Here is a 2,468-nt window from a genome sequence, read left to right as displayed (position 1 = left end):
CACGCCTCAAGCACCTTGCGATCTTTCCTCGAAAGGTGGACTTCTCTTGCTTCGGGTATCATCCCGACCTTGAATCACGACTCACGTTCCAAGAAAAGTGGGTACTAGGACGGCACCTGCGAGTTTGTAGACGTTGCATCGCATATTCAGCCAGGAGAATGCGAGCTCGATCTCGCCACGTTTCGGCAAGCTCAGGGTATCGCCCGTCGTCGGGTCAATCCCGACACCCAGGTCAGGTTCGCTCCGGCGCGCTGCTAGTGGAGATAGCGGACGGAATATTCCTGTTTGTTGCAGTAACAGGTTACGTGAAACTGATCATCCAAAGTTAGGCTGATCCGCAAATGCCAAGAACATTTCCCTTAATATGCCCCTTGCTTGCGGTGAGGCGCCTGGCAACTATCCCGCCGAAGCCTGGACGGCGGACGAGGCCTTCGACCTCGTCACCGCCGCCCGCGATGATGCACCGAACGCCGTCCCCTTGCCCGGCTTATTGTGATAGACTCAGTCCGCGACCTGCCCACGCGACAGCACCCGCTCGACCACGAACTGGAATGTTCAGGAGGAGGCAACAATGGCATTTTCCCTCATCGAGAGTATCGCAACGAGGTACCTTGCTTGATTGTCAGTTTAGAACGCTCTCCGCTTAGGCGTTTGTGTCGGACGAACGAAGTTGCGGCTGCGCGGGCGGCGGGAGAGCCATGCGCTGACGGTGTAAATTGTGCCGAAGACAGCGAAAGCGATCGACAGCAAAAAGAAGAATAGCATCGTTTGAACCCCTTAGTTGTTGAAGGTTGGTCTGGCTGCATGTGTGGACCGACGCGCGCAGCGCCGAATTGTAAGCCCAGAGGCCATTCTCCATACGACGTGACGTAACGTCAGGTTCAAGCGCCGGGCGAGGGAAACGACGTCCTGGCGGTTCGTCGTCACCTGATCGCCCGACTTCCTTGGAATCAGCGATGGCGCGTCGCTGGCGATCTGATGACGAGCCACAGAGCTGGCCCAGCCCTATGCGGCGATTTGCTGACCTTTGAGGTTTGCGCTCTGGATGGGAGCTTCCGCTGGCATTTTGATGCCAGTCGATGGCGCGCCGGAGCAGATCGACCGCATGACGCAGCATTTGCAAATTTTGTTACGTGGTGTCATGGCCGATGCGAGGCAGTCGGTCGGCCGCATCGACATTCTGCCGGCGACTGACCGCACGTATCTGCTGTAACGGCGGCCTTGAGATTATCTCGCAGATCACGAACTTCGGCACGGCGCCGAGATACCTGAACAGGTTGACATGCATGCCGATCCAGTCGGACAGGCTCCAGTGCGGCCTTCACCGGCGCGTTGGCGGGCGCAGGGATCAATATCTCCATGGATGGCCGCGGTCGCCGGATGGACAACGTCTTCATCGAGCGGCTGTGGCGGTCGCTCAAGCATGAGGACATCTATCTCAAGGGCTATACCGACGGCCGCGAGGCCAAGGCAGGGTTGTGAGCTGGATCGCCTTCTACGACGATCATCGCCTTCATCAGGCGCACGGGTATCGCACGCCGATGGCGGTCTGGCGCGAACGGATGCGGGCCGCGAAGGCTGTGGCAGACAGAGTCTGTGGCAGCGTGATAGAAAGGGATCAGGTGCAGTCAGTTTTCAACTAACGAACCGGTTCAAGCTGCGACGCCCATTCCCGCGCTATGCCGCGCTGGAACGGCGCGTGCTCCGTCTCCGCCGTAAAATTGAACGGCTCCGTGCCGAAGGCGCGGATCAGGCCGAGATCCACGCTGCACTCGCAGAGATCAAAGCCGTCAACAAGGAGAGACGGAAGGTGCCTTCCGTCGGTCCGATAAACCCCAACTTCAAAGGGCTCCACTCCTGCCGCTACGCGGACGACTTCCTCATCGGCGTGATCGGGAGCAAGCGGGAAGCGTGTGAGATCATGGCTGGCGTCGGACGGTTCTTGACGGACGCCTTGAAGCTCGCCGTGTCGCCCGAAAACAGTGGAGTTCACGCCGCTTCAAAGGGAGTGCCCTTCCTCAGCTATCGCATCTCGACATACACATCCTTGTACTAGACCCTATGTTCGCCCTCTGAGGTGACGGGCGGCCCGCCCCGCGGCAAGCTCCTATCGAGGGTTGCGCCGGATGGTCCGGCGCCGAGCCTCAAGCATGGGGAGCGGGCCTGATGAACGGTAGCATTTTCGTGGGGCTGGATGTGCACAAGGCGACGATTTCGGTTGCAGTGGCCGAAGCGATGCGCGGCGGAGAAGTTCGTAACTTGGGGATCATCCCCAATCGCGCCGATCAGATCGACAAGCTGGCAAAGAAGCTTGGCAAGGGTGACCGGCAGGTAAGTTTTTGCTACGAAGCCGGCCCCTGTGCCGGTGTTTCCGAGCACATCCGCCGATGCTCAGATCGTGGCGTTGAATCCGACAGCCTCGTCCCGCGGGCTGGTGCTCGACGACGAGCAATGGCTGGGCGACGAGC

At 59.6% G+C, this 2,468-nt stretch carries 2 protein-coding genes and 2 pseudogenes; all 4 read left to right on the top strand.

The window, feature by feature from the left end; all coding sequences use genetic code 11:
• The first annotated feature begins 1,069 nt into the window (after nucleotides 1-1,069).
• Complete coding sequence (locus QJT78_RS50230) at nucleotides 1,070-1,213, top strand: hypothetical protein (protein ID WP_155258293.1); 144 nt, start codon at nucleotides 1,070-1,072, stop codon at nucleotides 1,211-1,213.
• Between the two features lie 134 nt (nucleotides 1,214-1,347).
• Nucleotides 1,348-1,502 (top strand): annotated as a pseudogene (locus QJT78_RS50225) (integrase core domain-containing protein); the annotation flags it as partial.
• A 197-nt stretch (nucleotides 1,503-1,699) separates the two neighbouring features.
• Nucleotides 1,700-2,056, top strand: a complete 357-nt coding sequence (locus QJT78_RS50220) for a hypothetical protein (protein WP_028154558.1) — start codon at nucleotides 1,700-1,702, stop codon at nucleotides 2,054-2,056.
• 110 nt (nucleotides 2,057-2,166) lie between these two features.
• Nucleotides 2,167-2,468, top strand: a pseudogene (locus tag QJT78_RS50215) (IS110 family transposase); the annotation flags it as partial.

This window comes from Bradyrhizobium sp. Mp27 (assembly GCF_029953005.1).
GTDB classification, from domain to species: Bacteria; Pseudomonadota; Alphaproteobacteria; order Rhizobiales; family Xanthobacteraceae; genus Bradyrhizobium; species Bradyrhizobium barranii.
Note: the sequence above shows the minus strand (reverse complement) of the source record. Positions and strands in the feature narration are given on the sequence as shown.